This window comes from Cellulomonas septica (assembly GCF_012396155.1).
Taxonomy (GTDB): Bacteria; Actinomycetota; Actinomycetes; order Actinomycetales; family Cellulomonadaceae; genus Cellulomonas; species Cellulomonas septica.
This window is the reverse complement of record NZ_JAAXOY010000662.1, coordinates 1-1,962: the sequence shown is the minus strand read 5'-3', so window position 1 is coordinate 1,962 and position 1,962 is coordinate 1. Positions and strand designations below refer to the sequence as shown.

General features: G+C 72.1%; 2 protein-coding genes. Both read right to left on the bottom strand.

Annotation, left to right across the window (positions count from 1 at the left end; genetic code table 11):
* Positions 1 to 738, bottom strand: a 738-nt coding sequence (locus tag HGA02_RS17860) for a class II aldolase/adducin family protein (protein WP_210728775.1), incomplete at its 3' end; no start/stop codon positions are given.
* Positions 739 to 741: 3 nt separating this feature from the next.
* Positions 742 to 1,920, bottom strand: coding sequence for an L-rhamnose isomerase (rhaI, locus tag HGA02_RS17855; RefSeq protein ID WP_168680591.1), 1,179 nt, complete (start codon positions 1,918 to 1,920; stop codon positions 742 to 744).
* Between the last annotated feature and the right edge of the window lie 42 nt (positions 1,921 to 1,962).

The following is a 1,962-nucleotide window of genomic DNA, read 5'->3' as shown; positions in this document are numbered from 1 at the left end:
CTCGTCGCGCTGGCGTCGGGCCGCGGGATCGAGCGCCTCGAAGCCCGGCACGACGGCGCCGAACGGGTGCCCGCCGTCGGCGGCGAGCGCGCGCGTGCGCTCCTCGATGTAGGCCTCGGCGGACCGGATGATCTCGAGCGACCGCTGCTCGGCCTCCGCCGAGGTGTCGCCCCACGCGGTGATGCCGTGCCCGCCGAGGACGCAGCCGATGGCCTGCGGGTTCTTCTCCTTGATCTCCGCGATGTCGAGGCCGAGCTGGAACCCGGGCCGGCGCCACGGCACCCACACGACGGAGTCGCCGAAGATCTCGTGCGTGAGCTCCTCGCCGTCGGCCGCCGTCGCGATCGCGATGCCCGAGTCGGGGTGCAGGTGGTCGACGTGCGCGGCGTCGACGAGCCCGTGCATCGCGGTGTCGATCGACGGCGCGGCGCCGCCCTTGCCGTGCAGGCAGTAGTCGAACGCGGCGACCATCTCGTCCTCGCGGTCGACGCCGGGGTACACGTCGACGAGGGCTCGCAGCCGGTCCAGCCGCAGGACGGCGAGGTTCTTCGCGGTCAGCGTGCCGAGGTCGCCGCCCGAGCCCTTGACCCAGAGCAGCTCGACGTCCTGGCCGGTGACGGGGTCGGTCGCGACCCCCTTGGCGGACGTGTTGCCGCCCGCGTAGTTGGTGACGCGCGGGTCGGATCCCAGGCGGTTGGAGCGGGCGATCAGGTCGGCCGCGGCCGTGTTCTCGGTCATCGGTCAGGCTCCCCATCCGGCCTGCGTGCCACCGACACGCTCGGCGACGATCGTCTCGGCGTACCCGGACCGCGCGTACGCGGCCAGGGGCTCAGGGTCGAGGCCCTGCTCGGCGCGCAGCTCGGCGAGCAGCGGCCGCACGTCGGTGTTGTACGCGTCCATGAGGACGCCGTTCGCGCCGAGCACGTCGCCCGCGAGCTGGGCGTCCGTCAGCGCGGAGCGGTCGACGAGCAGCGCCTTGGCCGTCGCCTCCTGCACGTTCATGACGGACCGGATCTGGCCCGGGATCTTCGGCTCGATGTTGTGGCACTGGTCGAGCATGAAGATGACGCCGCTGTCGGGCGCGAGGGCCCCGGCCTGCACGATCTCGTGCATGATCCGGAACAGCTGGAAGGGGTCCGCGGCGCCCACCATGAGGTCGTCGTCGGCGTAGAACCGGCTGTTGAAGTCGAACGCCCCGAGCCGCCCGGCGCGCAGCAGCTGCGCGACGATGAACTCGATGTTCGTGCCCGGCGCGTGGTGCCCGGTGTCGAGCACGACCATCGCCCGGTCGCCGAGCGCGAGGCAGTGCAGCAGCGACGTGCCCCAGTCGGGGATGTCCATCGAGTAGAACGCGGGCTCGAAGAACTTGTACTCGAGGATCAGCCGGTGCTGCGGGTCGAGCGCCGCGTAGATCTCCTGCAGCCCCTCGGCGAGCCGGTCCTGCCGCGCGCGGATCGAGTCCTGGCCCGGGTAGTTGAGGCCGTCGGGCAGCCAGAGCTTGAGGTCCTGCGACCCCGTCGCGCGCATGACGTCGATGCACTGCAGGTGGTGCTGCACGGCCTTGGCGCGCACCCGGGCGTCGGGGTGCGTGAGCGAGCCGAGCATGTAGTCGTCGTCCTGGAACAGGTTCGAGTTGATCGCGCCGATCGTCACGCCGAGGTCCTTCGCGTGCCGCGCGAGCGCGTCGTAGTCGTCGACGAGGTCCCACGGGATGTGCAGGCTGACGCGCGGCGCGACGCCCGTGTACCGGTGCACCTGGGCGGCGTCGGCGATCTTCTCGAACGGGTCGCGCGGGACGCCCTGCTGGGCGAACACCTTGAACCGCGTGCCGGAGTTGCCGAACGCCCACGAGGGCAGCTCGATCGTCTGCTGGGCCAGGGCGCCGCGCGCGGCGGCGAGGGCCTCGGGGGTGGGGCTCATGCGAGGTCCTCCAGTCGGGCGGGGTCGGTCGTGGTGGGGCGG

Bases quoted from the DNA above. Each gene is read 5' to 3' on its own strand.
- rhaI (WP_168680591.1), bottom strand. From the start codon at position 1,920: ATGAGCCCCACCCCCGAGGCCCTCGCCGCCGCGCGCGGCGCCCTGGCC.